This is a genomic window from Roseospira goensis (assembly GCF_014197795.1).
Lineage (GTDB): Bacteria > Pseudomonadota > Alphaproteobacteria > Rhodospirillales > Rhodospirillaceae > Rhodospira > Rhodospira goensis.
Window position 1 is genome coordinate 1 of record NZ_JACIGI010000015.1, and the last position, 21,036, is coordinate 21,036.

Here is a 21,036-nt window from a genome sequence, read left to right on the forward strand (position 1 = left end):
ACGGGGCCTCCCTGGCAGTCTGTGTCGTGTCGCAACTACCAGTGTGTCAGACCGTCCCGTTGTCCGCCCCTCCCCGATTTTCCGTCATGAACCTTATATTTGATTTTTGTCATAGAAGAGGCCGCCGGGGCGGTCCAGGCTGTCCCGCATCGCCGAACCGGAAGGACCGCCGCCCGTGGACCCGCAAGCCGAGTTGATGGCGCTGCTGTCGTCGGGCCTGGCCCATTGCCACGTCGTGATCGGCGATGAGGGCGGTCTGCTGGCGAGCCTGTTCCTGGCCGGCCTGGGCGGCGGGTTCACCCACTGCACCGGCATGTGCGGGCCGTTCGTGCTGTCGCAGACCACGGCGCGGCTGGAGGCCATCCCGGCCGACCGCATGCGCGAGTTTCACCGCCTGACCGGCGCCGCCCTGGTGCCCTATCACCTGGGACGGGCGACCACCTACGCCGTGCTGGGCGCGGCGCTGGCCGCGCTGGCCGGCACGCTGACCCGCACCGGCCTGCTGGACTGGATTTCGGCGGCGCTGCTGCTGCTGGCGGCGCTGCTGTTCGTCGGCTATGCGCTGCCGCGCCTCCGGGTGGCGATCCCCGGCGGATCGGCGCTGGAGGCCTGGTGGTCGGAGCACGTGGGCGACGCCGCCCGGCCGCTGTTCCGCGACCCCACCGGCTGGCGCGGCTACGGCCTGGGGGTCATGCTGGGGTTCATCCCCTGCGGCCTGCTGTACGGCGCGCTGGCGGCGGCGGCCTCCAGCGGCGAGGTGCTGACCGGCGCCGTCGCCATGGCGGTGTTCGCGGCCGGCACGGTGCCCAGCCTGCTGCTGGTGGGGCTGGTCGGCCAGGTGGCGGCGACCCGCTTCCGCCGTGCCATGGCGGTGGCGGTGCCCGCCCTGATGGTTCTGAATGCCGCCGTGTTGACGTATTTGGCGGTGAGGCTGGTGGTGTGAGCTGGACCGCACAACAGGGAAGGCGCCCATGACGCGCAAGTGGATGTCACTGCTCGGCGGGCTCGCCGTCATCGCGGCGGTGATCGCCATCGGCCTGCTGCCCCGGCTCGGGTTCCTCAGCGGGGGCGAGGGGACGGACGACGGCTCCCACGGCACCGGCCTGACCGCCACCACCGGCGAGGCCGACATCGGCGGGCCGTTCACCCTGGTCAACGGGGCCGGCGAGACCGTCACCGAGTCGTCGTTCCCAGGGCGGTATCTGCTGGTCTACTTCGGCTACACCTATTGCCCCGACGTCTGCCCCACCAGCCTGCAGACCATGGCGCTGGCGCTGGAGCGGCTCGACCCGGCGCTGCTGGACCGGGTGCAGCCGCTGTTCATCACCGTCGACCCGGCGCGCGACGACCGCGCCGCGGTCGCGGACTACGCCGCCGCGTTCCATCCCCGGCTGGTCGGCCTGACCGGCACGCCGGATCAGGTGGCGGCCGCGGCGTCGACCTACCGGGTCTACTACGCCAAGGTGGAGCAGCCCGAGAGCGCCATCGGCTACCTGATGGACCACAGCGCCATCACCTACCTGATGGCGCCGGACGGGTCGCTGGCCGCCTTCTTCCGCCACGGCAGCGATCCGGAGGCGATGGCGGACGAGATGCGCGTGATCCTCGGCGCCGCCGGGGCCCAAGGATGATCCCGCGTCGCCGTGGCCCGGTCCGGTGTCGAGCCCAGGAGTGCAGGGATTACAAATCGTTAACATGGGCTCGGCGGCATGGTCGGATGCCGGTTCGACTGGAAATCCGGGGCCGCCGGCGCTAGGGTACTGTCACCGTGGCGTTACACTTCGATCCGCCGCGCGGCGCGTTTCGCGCTCCGGCCCGACCCGACCGCCTGCGGTCCCTGATCCGGTAGAGGCCATGCACCGCTACGCTAATCCGACCCGGTTCCTGCGCATCGCCAACGCCATCCTGCCCTGGAGCACGGCGGTGATGGTCGCCGCCTTCGGCGTCGGCCTGGCCTATGCGCTGGTGTTCTCGCCGCCCGACTACCAGCAGAGCGAGACCGTGCGCATCATGTACGTGCACGTCCCGTCGGCCTGGATGGGGCTGTTCGTCTACACCGCTATGGCCGTCGCCAGCGCCATGTTCCTGATCTGGCGCCACCCGGTGGCCGACCTTGCGGCGCGCTGCTCGGCGCCGGTGGGGGCGGCCTTCACCTTCATCTGCCTGGTGACCGGGGCGTTGTGGGGCAAGCCGATGTGGGGCACCTGGTGGGTGTGGGACGCCCGCCTGACCTCGATGCTGATCCTGCTGTTCCTGTACCTGGGCTACATGGCGCTGGCCAACGCCTTCGACGACCGCCAGCGCGGCGCCAAGGCGGCGGCGGTGCTGGCCCTGGTGGGCTGGGTCAACATCCCGATCATCAAGTTCTCGGTGGACTGGTGGAACACCCTGCACCAGCCGGCCAGCGTCAACCCGATGGGCGAGAGCGGCATCGCCATCGACACCGCCATGCTGATCCCGCTGTTCACCATGGCGCTCGCCTTCAAGGCCTATTACGTCACCACCCTGCTGCTGGGCATGCGGCGCGAGATCGCCGCCGCCAAGGTGCGCGCCCTGCGCATGGCCGCGGCCCAGGGGTGAGGCGATTGGACCCGGGCAGGGAAGAACGACGGGCCAGGGAACGACGGGCCAGGGAATGGCGGGGCAGGCAAAGACGGGGCAGGCAAAGACGGGGCACGGTGTGGACAGCCTGATGACCTATTTGAACATGGACGGTTACGCAGCGTTCGTCTGGCCGTCCTACGGCATCGCCGGGGTGGTGATGGTGGCCTTGTTCGTCGCCGTGCGCGCCGGACTGCGCCGCGACGAGCGCACGCTGGACCAGCTCCGGGCCGCCACCGGCGGCCGACGGCGCGCGGCGGGGGCCGCGCACCGGGCGGGCCCGGACCAGGGGACCGGGGACAGCGGGGCCGCAGCGGCCGCGCCGCCCCGTACGACGACCGATCCGGGGGGACCGGAGCGTGAGCGGCATGGGGACGCCCTCGACGACGCGACATATCCCTCTGACGGAGGCCGGGCGTGACACGCAAGAAACAGCGTCTGTACTTCATCGGCCTGGGCATGCTGGCGCTGGCCGGCGCTACCGCCCTGGTCCTGACCGCCATCAGCGATAGCCTGCTCTACTTCTACAGCCCCTCCGACCTGGAAGAGCGCCCGGTGGCCGACGGCCAGCGCTTCCGCCTGGGCGGTCTGGTGGCCGAGGGCAGCGTCGACAAGGCCGGCGACACCGTGCACTTCGTGGTCACCGACCTGGTCCACGAGGTGCCGGTGACCTACACCGGCATCCTGCCCGACCTGTTCCGCGAAGGGCAGGGGGTGGTCACCGAGGGCCGCCTGAACCCGGGCGGCACCTTCCAGGCCGCCAACGTGCTGGCCAAGCACGACGAGAACTACATGCCCAAGGAAGTGGCCGACTCCCTCAAGGAGACCGGTCTCTGGAAAGAGGGCGAGGGCGGGTACGGCGATACGGGCTATGGCGAGACCGGCTCCGACACGGGCGCCGGACTCACCGCGACCCCGGGCGCGATCCAGGCCACGTCGGGCGGCTACCCGTGAGGCCGGGGCGTCCGGCCGGCGCGATCGAGCGCGCCGGCACACCGACCGCTTGCGCTTGCGCGCCGGCGGCGGATCGGTCAGGGTACCGGCGGGAATCAGGGGCGTATTCAGGGGACTGTGAAGGGCGCGCCGCCATGGGGGATCGGCGGGGCGCCGCTCTGTTCAGCGTGACGGCGGAGGTCGTGACGGCCGGCGGTCGGTGGTGGACCGCCCGCCCATGACGCCGCTCCCGACCGCACCCTCGACACGGAATCCCGAGATCCTGAGCGGGAGGAGTCCGCGATGATCCCCGAGATCGGACATTTTGCGTTGGTCCTGGGCCTGTTCGTGGCCCTGGTGCAGTCCGTTGTGCCCCTGGTGGGGGCGCAGCGCGGCAATCTGGCCATGATGGAGGTGGCGCGGCCGGCCTCCGTGGCTCTGTTCCTGACCATCGGTGTGGCCTTCGTGGCCCTGACCCACAGCTTCCTGGTCTCCGATTTCTCGGTCAGCAACGTCTATATGAACTCCCACACCGACAAGCCGCTGCTCTACAAGATCACCGGCGTGTGGGGGAACCACGAGGGCTCGCTGCTGCTGTGGATCCTGATCCTGGCGGTGTTCAGCCTCGCGGTGGCGGTTTTCGGGCGCAACCTGCCCCCCATGCTGCGCGCCCGCGCGCTGGCGGTGCAGGCCATGATCACCGTCGGCTTCCTGCTGTTCATCCTGTTCACATCCAACCCGTTCGAGCGCATCGACCCGGCGCCGCTGAACGGGCGCGGGCTCAACCCGCTGCTCCAGGACCCGGGCCTGGCCTTCCATCCCCCCATGCTCTACATGGGCTACGTGGGCTTCTCCATGGCCTTCTCGTTCGCCATCGCGGCGCTGATCGAGGGCCGGGTGGACGCCGCCTGGGCGCGCTGGGTGCGGCCCTGGACCCTGCTGGCCTGGATCTTCCTGACCCTGGGCATCGCGCTGGGGAGCTGGTGGGCCTACTACGAGCTGGGCTGGGGCGGCTGGTGGTATTGGGACCCGGTGGAGAACGCCTCGTTCATCCCCTGGCTGTCCGGCACCGCGCTGCTGCATTCGGCCATCGTGGTGGAGAAGCGCGACACCCTGAAGAGCTGGACCATCCTGCTGGCGATCATCACCTTCTCGCTGTCGCTGCTGGGCACGTTCCTGGTGCGCTCCGGGGTGCTGACCAGCGTCCACGCCTTCGCCACCGACCCCACCCGCGGCGTGTTCATCCTGTTGCTGCTGGCGGTCGCGGTGGTCGGCTCGCTCAGCCTGTACGCCTGGCGGGCGCCGCAGCTCAAGGGCGGCGGCGTGTTCGCCCCGGTGTCGCGCGAGGGCACCCTGCTGCTCAACAACGTGCTGCTCAGCACGGCGGCGGCCACGGTGCTGCTGGGCACGCTCTACCCGCTGTTCGCCGACGCCCTGAACCTGGGCAAGGTCTCGGTCGGGCCGCCGTTCTTCAACGCCGTGTTCGTGCCGCTGATGATCCCGATGATCGTGGTCATGGCGCTCGGGCCGATGCTGGCATGGAAGCGCGGCGACGCCCTGGGCGCGGCCAAGCGCCTGTGGCTGGCCCTGGTGGCGGCCGCCGCCGTGTTCGCCGCCACCTACGTGGTCGCGGGCGGGGCCTGGACCGACGTCGGGGCCGCCTTCGGCATGGGGCTCGGGGCCTGGCTGCTGGTCGCCACGGGGGTCGAGTGGGCGGAGCGGGTGCAGCTTTTCCGCACCTCGCCCGCCAACAGCCTGAAGCGGGCCGTCGGCCTGCCGCGCGCCGCCTACGGCATGAGCCTGGCGCACGCCGGCACCGCCCTTTTGGTGATGGGCATCGTCGGCAACACCGCCTGGAAGGCCGAATCGATCCAGGTGATGGCGCCCGGCGACGTGGTCGAGATCGGCGGTCACAGCTACCTGTTCGAGGGCGCCGAGACGGTGGACGGTCCGAACTACGCCGCCAGCCGCGGGCATTTCATCCTGCGCGACGAGGACGGCACGGCCCTGGCGCGGCTGGACCCGGAGAAGCGGCAGTACACCAGCCCGCCCCAGACCACCACCGAGGCGGCCATCCACAGCGACGGCATCACGGACTACTACGCGGTGATCGGCGATCCCTCCCCGGATCAGGGGCCGGGCGCCTACGTGACGCGGTTCTATCATGAGCCCTTCGTGCCGCTGTTGTGGTACGGGGCGCTGTTGATGGGCCTGGGCGGGGTGGTCTCGCTGACCGACCGGCGCCACCGCGTGGGCGCCCCCACCCGGGCGCGCGCCCGGGGCGCGGCCGCGTCCGCCGGCGGGGCGGTGGCCCCGACCGGCGCTTCCGCCCGCGTTTAGCCGTTCCCGAGCGGGCGGCCCCCCGGCGCCGGACCGGCGCCGGGGCCGAGCCGCCTGTCACCGCCTTGTCGCTGAGGGTCCCCCATCGCGGGGGACCGGAGGGTCTGACCCATGACACGCAAACTCGTCTACTTTCTGCCGCTTCTGGTGGTCGCGGTGCTGCTCGGGTTCTTCATCGTCGGCCTGCAACGGGACCCGCGCGAACTGCCGTCCGTGCTGCTGGACCAGCCGGTGCCCGAGTTCGCATTGCCCGGCCTGCCGGGGCGCGAGCCCCCGCTCACGGAAAAGGCCGACCTTCAGGGCGAGGTCGTGCTGCTGAACTTCTTCGGCTCCTGGTGCGCCGCCTGCCTCCAGGAGCATCCGGTGCTGCAACGCATCCAGGACGAGGGGCTGGTGCCGGTGCACGGCATCGCCTTCAAGGACCAGCCCGATGACACCCTGCGCTGGCTGAAGCGGCATGGCGACCCGTACGACCGCATCGGCTACGATACCACCAACCGCATCGCCATCGAGTTCGGCATCACCGGCGCCCCGGAGACCTTCGTGATCGACAAGGCAGGCGTGATCCGACACAAGCAGATCGGCCCCATCACCGACCGGATCTGGGCCGAGACCCTGCGACCGCTGATCGAGGACCTGAACGAGGGATGACCCACTCCGCCCCCCGTCACAGGATCGCGCGCGCCTCCCGGCTGGCCCGGGCCGCCGGGATCCTGCTCGCCGCCCTGCTGGCCGCAGGCGCCCCGGCCGGCGCCGTCGAACCGAACGAGATGCTGGACGATCCCGCGTTGGAGGCCCGCGCCCGCGAGGTCTCCAAGGGCCTGCGCTGCGTCGTGTGCCAGAACGAGAGCATCGACGAATCCAACGCCGAGATGGCCCGCGACATGCGCGTGCTGGTGCGCGACCGTATCCTCGCCGGCGACTCGAACGCCGAGGTCGAGCAGTACCTGGTGGACCGCTACGGCGACTACGTGCTGCTCAAGCCGCCGTTCAAGCCCACCACCTACGTGCTGTGGTTCGGACCGGCGCTGATCCTGCTGGGCGGGGCCGTGGCGGCGGTGGCCTACTACCGGCGCAAGGCCACGGGGCCGGCGGGACCGGCCCCGTTGAGTCCGGACGAGGAGGCCCGGCTGCACGCCCTCATCGGCGACGACGAGGCCGGACCCGGTGCCGGGACCCGCACCGGCCGCGACCAGGGGGGGTCCGCATGATCCTGCTGTGGCTCATCGTCGCGCTGTTCTCCGCCCTCGTCATGGCCATGCTCATGTTCCCGCTGCTGCGCGGGGAGGGTCCCGGGACCACCGACCGGGCGGCCTACGACCTGACCGTCTACAAGGACCAACTCGCCGAGATCGACCGTGACCTGGCGCGCGGCCTGCTGACGGAGGACCAGGCGGCCGCCGCCCGGGTCGAGGTGCAGCGCCGCATCCTGGCCGTCGCCGGGCCGGAGGCGGCGCGCGCGGCGACCGGAACCGACGCCGCCCAAGGACCCGCCGCCTCGGCGCGCGCCGACGGCCGGGTGCGCCTGCTTGACCTGGTGCCGCGGGCCATCGAGCAGGGGCCGTGGGGCCTCGCCACGCTCGCCGCCATCGTCGCCGTGGTGCCGATCGGCGCCCTGGCGCTGTACCTGGTGGTGGGCTCGCCGATGCTGCCCGGGCAACCGCACGCGGAGCGCATCGAACAGGCCGAGCGCGAGGCCCTGTCCCGGATGCCGCCGCAGCTCCGCGCCGAGATCGAGACCCTCCTGGAGGTGATCGACCGCGATCACGACAATGCCCGGGCGTGGTTCGAACTGGGCCGCGCCTATCGCCGCGCCGACCAGCACGACCGCGCCGTCGAGGCGCTGCGCACCGCCCGCGACCTTGGCCTGGACGGCCCGGACCGTCCCATCATGCTGGCCGAGCTGGGCGAGTCCATGATGCTCTCCGAGCAAGGCCGCATCACCGAGCGCACCCGCCAGTTGTTCCTGGACGCGGTGCGCATCGACTCCGACGAGCCACGCGCCCGCTTCTATCTCGGCATGGCCGCGGCCCAGGCCGGCGAGCCCGAACGCGCCCTGGCCATCTGGCGCGACCTGTCGGCGCAGACCCCGGCGGACGCGCCCTGGGCCGAGATGTTGCGCCAGAGCATCGCCATGGTGGGTCAACGGGCCGGCATTCCGCCGGCCACGGTGGAACCCGCCCATCCGCTGACCCTGGAGGCCGGCCAGCCGGTCAAGCGCACCGAACTGCCCGAGGCCGACGGACCGACGGACGGCGACGCCGCACCGGCCCCGGACGCGGGCGCCCAGATGCGCGCCGACGCCGACCGCCAGCGGACCCCGGGCGACGGCTTCTCGGACGACGAGCAGGCCATGATCGAAGGCATGGTCGAGGGTCTGGCCGCCCGCCTGGAAGAGAACCCCGAGGACGTCGACGGCTGGATGCGGCTGGCGCAGTCCTACGGGGTGCTGGGGCGCTGGGACGAGGCCATCGGCGCCGCCGAACGCGCCGCCGAACAGGCCCCGGAGGATCCGGCGGTGCTGACCGGCCTCGCCGACACCCTGATGACGGCGGCCCGGGCCGAAGGGGCCGGCGAGCCGCCGGCGCGCGTCTTCGGCCTGTTCGAAACCGTGCTGGAGCACGACCCGTTGAACCCGCAGGCGCTCTATTTCGTCGGCCTGTCGGCGGCCCAGGACGGCGACACCGACCGCGCCCGCACCCTGTGGGGCCGCCTGCTGGAGCGCATGCCGGAGGACGAGCCGGCCTACGCCGCCATCAAGCGCCAGCTCGACGCGCTGCCGGCGAACGGCGCGACCCAGTAGGCGCGGCCCGTCTTGCGCCCACGCGGAAGCATGGGCGCAAGAGAACCCAGCGGCGCCCCAGCAGGAGCGGGGGCGCGAGAGGTCTTTTCTGTCTCGGTCCCACGCTCCCGCGTGGGACCGGCACGCACCGCCCCCCGCCCCCGTCGGAGCGGGGGCGCAAGAAAACCCAGCGGCGCCCCCGCAGGAGCGGGGGCGCGAGACTCCGTTTCCATCTCGGTCCCACGCTCCCGCGTGGGACCGGCACGCACCGCCCCCCGCCACCGCAGGAGCGGGGGCGCAAGAAGACAAAGGCGCCCCCGCAGGAGCGCGGGCGAGAGACTCCGTTTCCATCTCGGTCCCACGCTCCCGCGTGGGACCGCACAACACCACCCCCGGGACCACCCGCATGGACTTCACCGAGGAGCAGATAAGGCGCTACGCCCGCCACATCGTGTTGCCCGAGGTGGGCGGCACCGGCCAGGCGCGGTTGCTGGCCGCACGGGTGCTGGTGATCGGCGCCGGCGGCCTGGGCTCGCCGCTGATCCTGTACCTGGCGGCGGCCGGCGTCGGCACCATCGGCGTGGTGGACGACGACACCGTCGACCTGTCCAACCTGCAACGCCAGGTGCTGCACGACGGCGGCGCCGTCGGCACCCCCAAGGCCGAGAACGCCGCGGGCGCGGTGGCGCGCCTGAACCCGGATGTGCGGGTCGTGCCCCACGTCACCCGCCTGACCGTGGACACGGTGGAGGACCTGCTGGCGGGCTACGACCTGGTGTGCGACGGCAGCGACAACTTCGCCACACGCTTCCTGCTCAACGATGCCTGCCACTTCGCCCGCAAGACCCTGGTCTCGGCCGCCGCCCTGCGCTTCGACGGCCAGCTTTCGGTCTACAAGACCCATGCCGGCGGACCCTGCTACCGCTGCATCTTCCCGGCGCCGCCGCCGCCGGACGCCACCCCGTCGTGCGGCGAGGCCGGTATCCTGGGCGCGGTGACCGGGACCATGGGCGCGCTCCAGGCCACCGAGGCGGTCAAGGAGCTTCTGGGCATCGGCCGCTCCCTGGCCGGGCGGTTGCTGATCCACGATGCCCTCGACAGCGCCTTCCGCACGGTGACCGTGAAACCGGACCCGGACTGCCCACTGTGCGGCCGCGCCCCCACCATCACCGACCTGTCGAGCCACCGCGGCCGGACGACCGACGCGACGCCGCCTTGACGCCTTCGCGGGGATGACGACCGGAGCCGGACCGGCCGCGCGTGCCAGCCACCCAGCCATGACCCCGCCATGACCCCGCCTTCCGAGACGACAGTGCTGGCCGTGCTGGCCGGCGGCGCCGCCCGGCGCCTGGGCGGGGCGGACAAGGCCCTGCTGGCGATGGGCGACGGCCGCCCGCTGCTGGCCCACCTGGTCGACCGTCTGGCGCCCTGGCCCGGGCCGGTGGTGCTGTGCGCGGGCGGCGATCCGGCGCGCTTCGCGGCCTTCGGCCTCCCGGTGGTGGCGGACACCCTGCGCGAGCCGGACGGCCGGCCGGCCGGACCCCTGGCCGGCCTGCTGGCGGCACTGGAGTGGACCCGCGCGGTGCACCCCGGCGTGGCTTGGCTGGTGAGCGTGCCGGGCGACCTACCGGTCGCGCCGCCGGACCTGCTGGCGCGGCTGTGGGCGACGCGGGCGCGGAGCGGGGCCACCGTGGTCCGCGCCGCCTCGGGCGGGCGGATCCATCACGCCGTCGCGCTGTGGCCGGTGGCCCGGGCGACGGCGCTGCGCCACGCCCTGACGGCCGAGGGGCTGCGCCGGGTGGACGCCTGGGCCGGCCGGCACCGGGGCGCCGTCGCGGACTGGCCGGCCGATCCGGTCGACCCGTTCCTGAACGTCAACACCCCGGCGGATCTGGCGCGGGCGCGGGCGCTGACGGCCCCGCGCTACTGATGCCGCACCACCAGCACCGAGCAGGTCGCATGCCGCACCACCCGCGCGGCGTTGGGGCCGAGCAGGTAGTCGCGCAGCTCCGGCCGATGGGCGCCGATCACGATCAGATCGACCGCGCGCTGCTCGGCCATGGCCAGCACGGCCTCGTAGACGTTGCCCTCCCCCACCAGGTGGTTCACGGTCATGCCGGCCGGCAGCGCCGCGTCCGCGCGCTCGCGCAGCCGCTCCATGACCACGTGGGCCATCTGCTGCTCGTAGCCGCGCGGGAAGAACTGGCCGACGATGCTCATGCCAAAGTCGGGAATCACCGTCATCACGTCCAGGCGCGCGGACCACTGCGCGGCCAGTTCCACGGCGGTGGGAAAGGTCTTCTCCCAGTCGAACGTCGCCTCCAGATCCACGGACACGAGAATATTGCGAAACATCGGACGGTGACTCCGCAGCGGGGAACGGGCAGGGCGCCCAGCTTAGCCCAGGCAGCGCCGGTTGCAACCGCGGCCGGTCGATCCGCGCCGGCGGGTCGCGCGCCCGCGCCGCCCCCCGAGACAAGCCTTGCGTCCCCCCGGACCCGGTTTCTATATTGGCCTCGGAAGGCTGGCGGTGGACGGGCTCCTCGCCAACCCGGTCAGGTCCGGAAGGAAGCAGCCGTAACGAGTTTCGGTCCGGGTCGCCGTCCAGTCTTCCACGCGCCCGCGGGGCGGTCCGCCGCCCCGCCGCCAGCGTTCTCCAGGCACACCCCCCAGGCATCATGACCGAGCCCCCCGCCGAGGCCCCGCGCGACGTCCAGACGGGCCCGGACGCGGGCTACCGGGTGCTGGCGCGCAAGTACCGCCCGACCGCCTTCGACCAGCTCATCGGCCAGGACGCCCTGGTCCGCACGCTCACCAACGCGGTGAAGAGCGGGCGCCTGGCGCAGGCCTACATGCTCACCGGGGTGCGCGGCGTCGGCAAGACCACCACCGCGCGGCTGATCGCGCGCGCCCTCAACTGCGTCGGCCCGGACGGCAGCGGTGGCGTCACTATCGCGCCCTGCGGGGTGTGCGAGCATTGCCGCGCCATCATCGAAGACCGCCACGTCGACGTCCTGGAGATGGACGCCGCCAGCCGCACCGGCGTGAACGACATCCGCGAGATCCTGGATGGCGTGCGCTACCGCCCCACCTCCGCGCGGCGCAAGGTCTACATCATCGACGAAGTGCACATGCTGTCGACGGCGGCCTTCAACGCGCTCTTGAAGACGCTGGAGGAGCCGCCCGAGCACGTCACCTTCATCTTCGCCACCACCGAGATCCGCAAGGTGCCGGTCACCGTGCTGTCGCGCTGCCAGCGCTTCGACCTGCGCCGGGTGGACCAGGACGACCTGGCCGCCCACTTCGGCCGCATCGCCGCGCGCGAGGGCGCCGACGTGGCGCCGGCCGCGCTGGCCCTGATCGCGCGCGCCGCCGACGGCTCGGTGCGCGACGGCCTGTCGCTGCTCGACCAGGCCATCGCCCACGGCGACAACACCGTGACCGAGGCCCAGGCCCGCGACATGCTGGGGCTGGCCGACCGCACGGTGGTCTTCGACCTGTTCGAGTCGGTGATGAAAGGCGACGTGGCCGCCGCCCTCGACACCCTGGCGGGGCAGTACGCCCTGGGCGCCGATCCGCTGGTGGTGATGCAGGACCTGCTCGACCTGACGCACTGGCTGACCCGCCTCAAGGTCGTGAAGACGGGGGAAGACGACCCCACCCTGCCCGAGACCGAGCGCACGCGCGGGCGGACCCTGGCCGAGGCCCTGTCCGTCGCCAGCCTGACGCGGGCCTGGCAGATGCTGCTCAAGGGCCTGGGCGAAGCGCGCCAGGCCCACGCACCGTTGCAGGCGGTGGACATGGCCCTGATCCGGTTGGCCTATGCCGCCGACCTGCCCCCGCCGGCCGAGGCCGTGGCCCGGGTGACCGGCAACGGGGGCGGCGCCGGCGGCAGTGGGGGTGGCGGTGGTGGTGGCAGCGGCGGCCGCGGCACACCGAGCGGCGCGGGTCCATCCGCCGCGCCCTCCTCCGCGGGCGCCGGCGCGGGTGGCACCCCGGGCGCGTCCGCCGCGTCGGGCGCGCCGCGGGCGGCGGCCGCCACGGCGCCCGCGCCCCCGGTGGCGGCGCCGACTCCACCCTCCGCCGCGGCGGGGCCGCCGCCCGGTCCGACCTCGTTCAAGGCGGTGGCCGAGCTGGCGCGCGAGAAGCGCGAGGCCGTGCTGGCCAAGCACCTGACGCACGACGTCCACCTGGTGCACTTCGAGCCGGGGCGCATCGAGGTCAACCCGGGACCGGACGCCCCACGCGATCTGGCCGGACGCCTGGGCAAGGCGCTTCAGGACTGGACGGGGCGGCGCTGGATCGTCATGGTCTCCGACCGCCCGGGCGAGCCGACCCTGCACGACCAGCTTCATGCCAGCGTGCTGGCCGACCCGCTGGTGCAAGCGGTGCTGGAGGCGTTTCCGGGCGCCCGCATCGGCCGCGTGCACGAGCGCGCGACGGGGCCGGATGCGGTCGATCCGACCGGCGCCGGACCGGCCGCGGGCGGGATGGAAACGGAAGACGGCGAGGCTGGACCCGCCGCAGACTTCATGATTGAGTCCGACGGCGAGGCGCCGGCGTTCGGCGCGCTGGAGGACGGATTCGGAGACGACGACCTATGAAGAACCTCGGCAACCTGATGAAGCAGGCCCAGGACATGCAGCGCAAGATGGGCGAGCTGCAGACCAAGATGCAGGAGATGGAGGTCTCCGGCAGCTCCGGGGGCGGCATGGTCGAGGTGGTCATCAACGGCAAGGGCGAGCTGCGCCGGCTGAACATCGACAAGTCGATCGTCGATCCCGAGGACAAGGAAATGCTGGAGGACCTGATCGTCGCCGCCTTCAACGACGCCAAGATGAAGGCCGAGCAGGCGATGCAGGAAGAGATGCAGGAGGTCACCGGCGGCCTCAAGCTGCCCCCCGGCATGAACCTGCCGTTCTGAGGATGCGGGCCGGCCCGTTTCGTCACGGCGGGCCGGCGGTCCCGCGATCCATGGCGCCATGACCGGCCCCGAGATCGACCGCCTGACGACGCTGCTGGCGCGCCTGCCCGGCCTCGGGCCGCGCTCGGCCCGGCGTGCCGTGCTGCACCTGATCCAGAAGCGCGAGGCCGCCCTGGTGCCGCTGATCGGCGCCCTTCAGGACGTGGCCGAGCGGGTGCGGCCGTGCGGCACCTGCGGCAACTTCGACACCCGCGATCCCTGCGCCGTGTGCGCCGATCCGCGCCGCGACGACAGCGCGATCTGCGTGGTGGAGGACGTCGCCGACCTGTGGGCGATGGAACGCGCCGGCGCGTTTTCCGGCCGCTACCACGTGCTGGGTGGGGTGCTGTCGGCGTTGGACGGGGTCGGGCCGGACGACCTGACGATCCCGGCGCTGGAGGCGCGCTGCGCCGACGGCCGGGTGCGCGAGGTGGTGCTGGCCCTGGGGGCCACGGTCGACGGCCAGACCACCGCCCATGTCATCGCCGAGCGCCTGACCGCGGTCGCGCCGGGGGTGACGGTCTCGTCGCTGGGCCAGGGGGTGCCGGTGGGCGGCGAACTGGACTACCTCGACGACGGCACCATCGGCGCCGCCCTGCGCGCCCGCCGGCCCGTGTAGTCGGGCCGTGTAGTCGGGCCGTGTCGCCGTCCCGACCGGACGGTCGTCGCCGGCCGGCACGCGAACCGCCCCCCGCCGGGGCGAGAGGCCGTGGGCATGCGCGGATCACGATCAACCGGCCCCCCGACATGGTTCGGGCTGATCGCGCAACTCCGCGCAAAATGTATGAATCGCAGCCGATGAGAGCCGACTGTTCGGAATCGGCCCCACCCCGGTGGTTCCGATTTCGAGCGATCGGCGCTGTTGCGTCAAACCGAAATCGCGCCGCGAGTCCGGTGTGTCGCCATCGGCTGCTGGTCGGCGCGGCGCGCCGGGATCAGCGCGAGTAGTACTCGATGACCAGGTTCGGTTCCATCTGCACCGGATAGGGCACATCGGCCAGCTTGGGCTGGCGCAGGAAGGTCGCGGTGGTGCCCTTGGCGTCGGACTGGATGTAGTCCGGCACGTCGCGCTCGGGCGAGGCCAGCGCCTCCAGCACAAGCGGCATTTCGCGCGACTTCTCCTTGACCTCGATGACGTCGCCTTCGCGCACCTGATAGGACGGGATGGTCACCGTGCCACCATTGACCTTGATGTGGCCGTGGTTGATGAGCTGGCGGGCGGCGAACACCGTCGGGACCACCTTCATGCGGTAGACCACCGCCAGCAGGCGGCGCTCCAGCAGGCCGATCAGGTTCTCGGAGGTGTCGCCCTTGCGGCGCACGGCCTCCTCGTAGGTGCGGCGGAACTGCTTCTCGGAGATCTCGCCGTAGTAGTTCTTCAGCTTCTGCTTGGCCATCAGCTGCACGCCGAAGTCGGACGGCTTGCGGCGGCGCTGGCCGTGCTGGCCCGGGCCGTACTCCCGGCGGTTGACCGGGCTCTTGGGCCGGCCCCACAGGTTCACGCCCAGGCGGCGGTCGATCTTGTACTTGGCGGAATGACGCTTGCTCATCGGTGGGCTCACCTTCATCGAGGTTGTTGTCGGGGCCGTTCGGCCCGTTGGTGTCCCGGGCTCGCCCGTCCCCGTCACCGGGGCGCCGATGGGCGCGATCCGAGCCGTCGCAGCGGCCGGATCGGGCGGCGCGGGCCGGGCGCGCACGCGCCAGCCGCTCCCTGCGGAGCCCGCCTGTCCAGGAAGAACCCGGGTGTGTACGCCAGCCGGGACACCGGGTCAAGACCGACGCCGGCCCGGATCTCGCGCGCGGGCGATGGTCCCGTTCCGTGGAGTGGTGTAGGAGCAGGAGGGACGCGGCCCGGTGCCGCGTCCGCCTCGCGACCGCCGGCAGCGGCGCGGCGGCGGGCCGCCGATGGGCAGGCCCGCCCCGCGCGGCCGGACGGGATCCCGCGGGGCGATTTGGAGCAAGACGGAGTTGGTCCCATGAAAAGACTCTTGATGGCCACCGACCTTTCGCCGCGGTCCGATCGGGCCCTCGACCGCGCGGTGGCGTTGGCGCGCGGGCACGACGCCGATCTGTGTGTCGTCCATGTCGTCGACGAAGACCTGCCGGCGTCGGTGGCCGAGGCGCAGGAAACGGCGGCGCGAGACGTCATGCGGGCGCATATCGACAGCCTGAACAAGGAGGCCGCGGTCCCCGTGTCGATCGAGGTCGTGATCGGGCGGACCTACGTCGACGTGCTGGAGATGGCGGAGCGCATCGAAGCGGACCTGATCATCCTCGGCACCCACCGCGAAGACTCGGTCATGGATATGTTCCGGGGGACCACGGCCGAGCGGATCATCCGCGCCGGCGATACGCCCGTTCTCTTGGTCCGGGATCGGGTCCTCGCGCCGTACCGCCGGATCATGGTCGCCGTTGATTTCTCCGTCTATTCCAGGCGGGCGTTCGAGTTCGCGACCCGCTTCGATCCCCGCGCGGAGTTCCATCTGGTGCACGCCTATGAGGTGCCGTTCAAGGGCTTCCTGTATGGCCATACGACCCGCAGAGAGGTCAGCAAGCAGCACGAGCGGCAGTTGCAGTCCATGATCGAGGAGGAGATGGCCGCCTTTCTCGGCACCCTGGAGACAAAGGTCCCGCGGCTCGAACGGGTGCTTCAGGAAGGGTCTCCACAGGAGGTCATCCGTCGCCAGGTGACCCGCCTGAAGCCCGACCTGCTGGTGCTCGGGACCCACGGCCGCACGGGGGTGGCCCATGCCATCCTCGGCAGCGTGGCGGAGGACCTGCTCAAGGCCCCGCCCTGCGATGTGCTCGCGGTCAAGGCCTGGTGACGGGGACCCGACAGTCTGTCGCGCCCCGCGCGGACGGGGTGCCGCCCGGACCGGTCACGGTTTGGTAAGGCCATGCCCCCACACTGGCGTGGTCGCCATCCCGATCCGGCGGATCCCTCGGGGTCCGCCTGTGCCCCGTCGGTCACAGCCCCTGCGCCCGGGCCGCGTCGGCCTTGACGCCGGCCGGCGGGCGCGGGACAACCGGGGCATCACGTCCCGCCCCTGCCACCGTTTCGGACCGCCGCATGGATGCTCCCACGGCCGCCCCGGTCAGCCTGACCGCCTATCTCACCGACAGCACCGCCGTGCTGGCCCGCACCCGCGACGCCGGACTCGACGCCGCCATGGACCAGGCGGTGGACCGGATCGTCACGGCGCTGGCGGACGGGCGGCCGGTCTTGGTGTGCGGCAACGGCGGCTCGATGGCCGACGCCCTGCACATCGCCGGAGAGCTGACCGCGCGCTTCCTGCTGGAGCGGCGCGGGCTGCCGGTGATCGCGCTGGGGGCCAACCCGTCCACGCTCACCGCCTGGAGCAACGATGTCGGCTATGCCGGCCATCTGGCGCGCGAGGTCGAGGCCTACGGCCAGGCCGGCGGCGTGCTGCTGGCGATCAGCACCAGCGGCTCGTCCGCCAACGTGGTCGCCGCCGCCGCGCGCGCCCGCGCCCTGGGGCTTTCCGTGATCGGCCTGACCGGGGAACAGGGCGGCGCGCTGGCGCCGCTGTGCGACGTGCTGCTGGCGGCGCCCTCCGGGTTCACGCCGCTGATCCAGCAGGCCCACCAGGCCCTATACCATTATCTCTGCCTGCGGGTGGAAGCCGCCCTGACCTGACCACTCGGGAGACCCCCATGCACGGAACGATCCCCCTGGTCCGGACCGCTCGTCCCTCGGGCCGCCCCTTCGCCGGCGACACCCTGGTGGTCGCCAGCCACAACACCGGCAAGGTGCGCGAGATCGCGGACCTGCTGGCCCCGTTCGGCCTGACCCGCGTGGTCTCGGCCGGCGAGCTCGGCCTGCCCGAGCCGGAGGAGACCGGCGCCAGCTTCGCCGCCAACGCCGAGCTGAAGGCGCTGGCCGCCGCACGCGCCAGCGGGCATCCGGCACTGGCCGACGATTCCGGCCTGGAGGTGGTGGCCCTGGAGGGAGCGCCCGGCATCTACTCGGCGCGCTGGGCCGGCCCGGACCGCGACTTCGGCCGCGCCATGGAGCGGGTGCGCAGCGAACTGGGCAGCGGCCGCGACCGCCGCGCCAATTTCGCCTGCGCGCTGTCGCTGGCCTGGCCCGACGGCCACGTCGACACCTTCGAGGGCCGCGTTTACGGTGACATCGTGTGGCCGCCGCGCGGCGACCGGGGCTTCGGCTACGACCCCATCTTCCAGCCCGACGGCCACGCCGTGACCTTCGCGGAGATGGACCCGGCCGACAAGCACGCCATCAGCCACCGCGCCGAGGCGTTCCGGCTGCTGGTGGCGGCCTGCTTCGACCCCGCCACGGGCTAGGCGCCGGGCAGCGCGTCCAGCAGGCGGTCGACCTCGTCGGCGGTGTTGTAGTGCACCAGGCTGACCCGCACGATGCCGTCGTCGGGCGCCAGCCCCAGCGCCTCGGCGGCGCGCCAGGCGTAGAAGCTGCCATGGCGCACCGCCACCCGACGCACGCTCAGGGCCTCCGCCACCGCGCGCGACGACCGCCGCGCATGCACGAAGGCGACCGTGGGCGCCCGCGCCGGTCCGGCCTGCGGCGGCCCGATCACCCGCACCCCCGGGATCGCCGCCAGCCCCTCCAGCAGGCGCGCGGTCAGGGCCGTCTGGTGCGCCTCGAAGCGGTGGAACAGGCGCACGATGCGGGTGCGCAAGGCGTCCCCGTCCGCGCCGCCCAGGGCGCGGTCCAGCCCGTCCAGGTAATCCGTGATGCCGGCCAGCGCCGCCGTCAGTTCGTGCGGCGGGCCGCCCGGGTTGAGCGGCAGCGTGCCCTTGCCGGCCAGATACATATGGTTCTGGTTCTCCAGCCGCCCCAGCAGCTCGGGGCGCAGCGCCAGCACCCCCACGTGCGGCCCGAACACCTTGTAGGCGCTGAAGGCGTAGGCGTCGGCGTCCAGCGCGGCCACGTCCACGACCCCATGCGGGGCGTAGGACACCCCGTCGACCACCGCCAGCGCGCCGGCGCCGTGGGCCAGGCGCACCGCCCCGGCGGCATCGCAGACCGCGCCGGTCAGGTTGGACGCATGCGGCAGGCAGACCAGGCGGGTGTTGTCCGTGAGCAGCGCCTCCAGGTCGGCCAACGCCAGCGCCCCGGTCTCGGGATCGAAGCGCCATTCGCGGATCGTGGCCCCGGCGCGGGTCAGCCGCCGCCAGGGCGTGATGTTGGCCTCGTGGTCCAGGTTGGTGACCACCACCTCGTCGCCCGGTTCGATCAGCGGCACCAGGGCGTTGGCCAGCACGTGCAGGTTGGTGGAGGTGTCGGCGCCGATCACCAGGCCCTCGACCGGCGCGTTGGCCAGCGTCGCCATGGCCGCGGTGCCCTCGTCCATCATCGCCGTCGCGAGCGCCGAGGCCGGGAAGTAGGGCGCCCCGGGCTGCACCTTGGCCTCGGTCATGAAGCGGGTCAGGCGCGCGATCACCGGGCGCGGCACGTAGGCGCCACCGGCGTTCTCGAAGAACGCCCAGTCGGCACCGGTCGGGCTGTCGAAGGCAGGAAACCAGGCGCGCACGGCGGCCAGGTCGAGGTCGGAGACGGACACGTCGGGCATAGAGGCTCCATGGCAAGGCAGCAGGGACGCAAGGCGGCCCGCGCGGACAAGGGGGCCACCGCCGAGCCTACAGGATCAGGCCGACCCCCAGCAGCAGCACCAGCAGGCCGCCGGTGACGGTGGACAGCACGCCGGCGGCGGTGCGGTGGTCGGCCATCAGGTGACGCAGGGTGCGGCGCAGGGCGCGGCGCCACGCCGGGCCATCCGCGTCGGCCTCCGGGCCGGCCTCGGGGTCGCCCTCCGGGGCCGTCAGGCCGGCCGCTTGCATCGCGGCCCAGCCGCGGCGCACCGCCGGCGTCGGCCGGTCACCCGCGGCGGCGGCGGCGCGCAGGTCCTGGAGGAACGGCCCCAGCGGGCTGACCCCATCCGGACGGCCGCGCGGGAAATGGGCGCGGTTCGGCACCAGCACCTGGCCGGTCAGGAGCGGCGCCTCGGGTTCGGCGTCGCTGGCGGCCACGGGATCGGGCAGTGCTGCCTGCACCGCCGCCATGGCCCGCCCCAGGCGGCGCAGCGGGTTGCCGAAGCGATAGGTGTCCAGACCCTGCTCCTGGCGCCACACCCGCCCGCGCGGCCGGCCCACCAGGCGGCCGCTGCGCATGCAGGTCTCCAGCACGACGAAGCCGGTCGGCAGCCGCACCACGTGGTCGACCTGCTGGAGCCCGCCGCGCGGACCCCGCAGCACCAGATCGTGCAGCGCCGGCAGCCCGGCAGCCTCCAGCGCACGTGCCACCCGGCGCTGGGCGCGCCCCTGGCGCAGCGCCGGACCCACCGTCATGTAGACGCCGGCGACGACCAGAAACAGCGCCAACACCCAGACCAACAGCAGCCACAGCAGGTCGCGCGCCCAGGGGATCAGGCTCTGGTCCATGGTCGGGTCCATGGCGGGGTTCGTCGCTCCTCCCGTCGGCGGGCCGGCCGGGTTGGCACCCCCGGCGTCGGTCCGCGTGCGTTGCCGCGCGTCGCGTCGCCCCTTCTTAGCGCAGCGCCCGCCGGGTGTCACTCTCCCGGCGTGCCGGCTGGACCGGCCCCGCAGGCGGCGCGCCGCAAGGGTGACGCCCTTGGCGATTCCCTTTCCCTATCATCTGCTTTAAGGTGCCCGCCCAGACCGGCGACGGCAGCGGGGGAGGCGTGCCCATGACGGCCAGACTAGAAGCGTCCCGAGCCGCGGTGCCCTGGCGGCGGCACCCCGGCGCCGCCCTGCTCGCCCTGGCCGTGCTCGGCGGCGCCGTCCTGGCGCCCGCGCCGGCACGGGCGGATGCGGACTTCAACATGATCGCGGCCGCCTCGCTGGCGGTGGTCGGCGCCGGCCTGATCGGCGACCACATCCGCGGCAACGACGTCTGGGCCGAGGGACCGGAGGAGCCGTTCCGCTTCGCGGTCGGCGCAGGCGCCCACAACGTACGCATCGACAACGAGACCGACCGCGGCAACGAGACGGTGTCGATGGTTCGCGTCGAGGCCCGGCTGCCCGAGAAGCTGTGGCGCTTCACCCCCATTGCCGGCCTGGAAGTGACCGACCGGGGCGCGGTCTACGCCTACGGCGGGCTGGCGCTGGACGTGTTCTTCGGCGAGCGGTTCGTGGTCACGCCGAACGCCGCCGCCGGCTACTACAGCGCCGGCGAGGGCCGCGACCTGGGCTACCCGCTGGAGTTCCGCACCGGTATCGAGGCGGCCTATCAGTTCGGCAACGGCAGCCGGCTGGGGGTGGCCTATCATCACATCTCCAACGCCGGGCTGGGGGACCGCAACCCCGGCATCGAGACCCTGACGCTGAACTACGCCCTGCCGCTGGACATGCTGTTCGGCCGCTGACCTCTCGCCGACCCCGGCCCGACCCTGGCTCT

General features: G+C 72.6%; 21 protein-coding genes, 1 other RNA gene and 1 pseudogene. 19 read left to right on the forward strand and 4 right to left on the reverse strand.

What is annotated here, in order from left to right; translation table 11 throughout:
* The first annotated feature begins 175 nt into the window (after positions 1-175).
* The 11 genes and pseudogenes from GGD88_RS10025 to mobA all read left to right on the forward strand — a co-directional run bounded on the left by GGD88_RS10025 (position 176) and on the right by mobA (position 10,586).
* Positions 176-943: a sulfite exporter TauE/SafE family protein gene (locus GGD88_RS10025; RefSeq protein WP_343056333.1), complete on the forward strand. Its 768-nt coding sequence runs from the start codon at positions 176-178 to the stop codon at positions 941-943.
* A 28-nt stretch (positions 944-971) separates the two neighbouring features.
* Entirely contained in the window at positions 972-1,631 is a 660-nt protein-coding gene (locus tag GGD88_RS10030; protein WP_184435006.1) for an SCO family protein, read from the forward strand.
* Between the two features lie 223 nt (positions 1,632-1,854).
* Positions 1,855-2,580: a heme ABC transporter permease gene (locus GGD88_RS10035; RefSeq protein WP_184435009.1), complete on the forward strand. Its 726-nt coding sequence runs from the start codon at positions 1,855-1,857 to the stop codon at positions 2,578-2,580.
* Between the two features lie 112 nt (positions 2,581-2,692).
* Positions 2,693-3,022, forward strand: a complete 330-nt coding sequence (ccmD, locus tag GGD88_RS10040; RefSeq protein ID WP_184435012.1) for a heme exporter protein CcmD — start codon at positions 2,693-2,695, stop codon at positions 3,020-3,022.
* Positions 3,019-3,447: pseudogene (gene ccmE / locus GGD88_RS10045) on the forward strand (cytochrome c maturation protein CcmE); the annotation flags it as partial. The gene ccmD and the pseudogene ccmE, both read left to right, overlap by 4 nt.
* A 390-nt stretch (positions 3,448-3,837) precedes the next feature.
* The gene (locus GGD88_RS10050; protein ID WP_184435018.1) at positions 3,838-5,874 is read left to right on the forward strand and encodes a heme lyase CcmF/NrfE family subunit; all 2,037 of its coding nucleotides are present in this window, start codon (positions 3,838-3,840) and stop codon (positions 5,872-5,874) included.
* Positions 5,875-5,985: 111 nt separating this feature from the next.
* On the forward strand, positions 5,986-6,525 hold the full coding sequence (locus GGD88_RS10055) for a DsbE family thiol:disulfide interchange protein (protein ID WP_184435021.1): 540 nt from the start codon (positions 5,986-5,988) through the stop codon (positions 6,523-6,525).
* Positions 6,522-7,085 carry a cytochrome c-type biogenesis protein gene (locus GGD88_RS10060; RefSeq protein ID WP_184435024.1) on the forward strand — a complete coding sequence of 188 codons (564 nt, stop codon included), beginning with the start codon at positions 6,522-6,524 and terminating at the stop codon, positions 7,083-7,085. The genes GGD88_RS10055 and GGD88_RS10060 overlap by 4 nt, the downstream gene beginning before the upstream one ends.
* A complete protein-coding gene (gene ccmI, locus GGD88_RS10065; protein WP_184435028.1) occupies positions 7,082-8,677 on the forward strand; it encodes a c-type cytochrome biogenesis protein CcmI in 1,596 nt (531 codons plus the stop codon). The genes GGD88_RS10060 and ccmI overlap by 4 nt, the downstream gene beginning before the upstream one ends.
* Positions 8,678-9,062: 385 nt before the next feature.
* Positions 9,063-9,875: a HesA/MoeB/ThiF family protein gene (locus tag GGD88_RS10070; protein WP_184435031.1), complete on the forward strand. Its 813-nt coding sequence runs from the start codon at positions 9,063-9,065 to the stop codon at positions 9,873-9,875.
* Between the two features lie 69 nt (positions 9,876-9,944).
* Complete coding sequence (gene mobA, locus GGD88_RS10075) at positions 9,945-10,586, forward strand: molybdenum cofactor guanylyltransferase MobA (RefSeq protein ID WP_184435034.1); 642 nt, start codon at positions 9,945-9,947, stop codon at positions 10,584-10,586.
* On the opposite strand, the gene GGD88_RS10080 is transcribed toward mobA, so the two are convergent.
* Complete coding sequence (locus tag GGD88_RS10080) at positions 10,580-11,011, reverse strand: universal stress protein (RefSeq protein WP_184435037.1); 432 nt, start codon at positions 11,009-11,011, stop codon at positions 10,580-10,582. The genes mobA and GGD88_RS10080 overlap by 7 nt on opposite strands.
* A 164-nt stretch (positions 11,012-11,175) precedes the next feature.
* Here GGD88_RS10080 and ffs point away from each other — a divergent pair.
* The 4 genes from ffs (at position 11,176) to recR (ending at position 14,238) form a co-directional block, all read left to right on the forward strand.
* An RNA gene (gene ffs / locus GGD88_RS10085) (signal recognition particle sRNA small type) lies at positions 11,176-11,272 on the forward strand.
* Positions 11,273-11,334: 62 nt separating this feature from the next.
* Complete coding sequence (locus tag GGD88_RS10090; RefSeq protein ID WP_184435039.1) at positions 11,335-13,260, forward strand: DNA polymerase III subunit gamma/tau; 1,926 nt, start codon at positions 11,335-11,337, stop codon at positions 13,258-13,260.
* On the forward strand, positions 13,257-13,580 hold the full coding sequence (locus tag GGD88_RS10095) for a YbaB/EbfC family nucleoid-associated protein (RefSeq protein ID WP_184435041.1): 324 nt from the start codon (positions 13,257-13,259) through the stop codon (positions 13,578-13,580). Before GGD88_RS10090 ends, GGD88_RS10095 begins: the two co-directional genes overlap by 4 nt.
* Positions 13,581-13,638: 58 nt before the next feature.
* Complete coding sequence (gene recR, locus GGD88_RS10100) at positions 13,639-14,238, forward strand: recombination mediator RecR (RefSeq protein WP_184435043.1); 600 nt, start codon at positions 13,639-13,641, stop codon at positions 14,236-14,238.
* Positions 14,239-14,554: 316 nt separating this feature from the next.
* On the opposite strand, the gene rpsD is transcribed toward recR, so the two are convergent.
* Entirely contained in the window at positions 14,555-15,169 is a 615-nt protein-coding gene (gene rpsD / locus GGD88_RS10105) for a 30S ribosomal protein S4 (protein WP_184435045.1), read from the reverse strand.
* A gap of 426 nt (positions 15,170-15,595) precedes the next feature.
* On the opposite strand from rpsD, the gene GGD88_RS10110 reads away from it, so the two are divergent.
* The 3 genes from GGD88_RS10110 (at position 15,596) to rdgB (ending at position 17,945) form a co-directional block, all read left to right on the forward strand.
* Positions 15,596-16,444 carry a universal stress protein gene (locus GGD88_RS10110; RefSeq protein WP_281392904.1) on the forward strand — a complete coding sequence of 283 codons (849 nt, stop codon included), beginning with the start codon at positions 15,596-15,598 and terminating at the stop codon, positions 16,442-16,444.
* A 245-nt stretch (positions 16,445-16,689) separates the two neighbouring features.
* A complete protein-coding gene (locus tag GGD88_RS10115; RefSeq protein WP_184435049.1) occupies positions 16,690-17,277 on the forward strand; it encodes a D-sedoheptulose-7-phosphate isomerase in 588 nt (195 codons plus the stop codon).
* 17 nt (positions 17,278-17,294) lie between these two features.
* Entirely contained in the window at positions 17,295-17,945 is a 651-nt protein-coding gene (gene rdgB, locus GGD88_RS10120) for an RdgB/HAM1 family non-canonical purine NTP pyrophosphatase (RefSeq protein ID WP_184435051.1), read from the forward strand.
* Here the strand turns inward: rdgB and GGD88_RS10125 are convergent.
* Both GGD88_RS10125 and GGD88_RS10130 read right to left on the reverse strand, forming a co-directional pair.
* On the reverse strand, positions 17,942-19,192 hold the full coding sequence (locus tag GGD88_RS10125; RefSeq protein ID WP_184435053.1) for an aminotransferase class V-fold PLP-dependent enzyme: 1,251 nt from the start codon (positions 19,190-19,192) through the stop codon (positions 17,942-17,944). The genes rdgB and GGD88_RS10125 overlap by 4 nt on opposite strands.
* A gap of 67 nt (positions 19,193-19,259) precedes the next feature.
* Positions 19,260-20,072: a nuclease-related domain-containing protein gene (locus tag GGD88_RS10130; RefSeq protein WP_184435056.1), complete on the reverse strand. Its 813-nt coding sequence runs from the start codon at positions 20,070-20,072 to the stop codon at positions 19,260-19,262.
* 254 nt (positions 20,073-20,326) lie between these two features.
* Between GGD88_RS10130 and GGD88_RS10135 the strand changes: the two genes are divergently transcribed.
* The gene (locus GGD88_RS10135) at positions 20,327-21,004 is read left to right on the forward strand and encodes an acyloxyacyl hydrolase (protein WP_184435059.1); all 678 of its coding nucleotides are present in this window, start codon (positions 20,327-20,329) and stop codon (positions 21,002-21,004) included.
* The last annotated feature ends 32 nt before the right edge of the window (positions 21,005-21,036 follow it).